Below are 523 nucleotides of genomic sequence, written 5' to 3' on the forward strand. Positions count from 1 at the left end.
CTGATGATTTTAAAAATTTATAGTGGTATAAATTGTTTATTTTATAGCAATAAAAAAGCCCACTTGAATCAAGTGGGCTTTTAGAATTTGGCTCTCCAACCTGGGCTCGAACCAGGGACCTGCGGATTAACAGTCCGTCGCTCTACCGACTGAGCTATTGGAGAATCTGGAACGCATTTTAGGGAGGAAATGCAGATGGGTCAAGGAAAAATTGTTAAATTCATCATAAAAATGCATTATTTGCTAAATATTTGATCATTTTAAATAAAAATAAAGAAATTCATAGATTTGTTTAAAACTTTATTTGACTTCATTCGCGTCAGTGTTTGACTTCATTCGCGTCAGTGTTTGACTTCAACTGTAGATGAATCAAACCATCTTTGAGCAGGCTTGATTTTTTGCAATCTATTTGTCAGCACTGCTTTACGTTTTATTTATATGTAACCTGAGTTCGATGTAATTAAATCTTCAACTCATTGAAAAATGATAAATCTCTATGGATTCTTGCTACCTTTTCATCCAA

At 33.7% G+C, this 523-nt stretch carries 1 tRNA gene; it reads right to left on the reverse strand.

Going from position 1 to position 523, the window contains the following annotated elements:
- Positions 1–88 precede the first annotated feature (88 nt).
- Positions 89–164, reverse strand: a tRNA-Asn gene (locus tag ACINWC743_RS23490).
- Positions 165–523 lie beyond the last annotated feature (359 nt).

Origin of the sequence: Acinetobacter sp. WC-743 (genome assembly GCF_000335555.1) — a bacterium.
Classification (GTDB): domain Bacteria; phylum Pseudomonadota; class Gammaproteobacteria; order Pseudomonadales; family Moraxellaceae; genus Acinetobacter; species Acinetobacter bereziniae.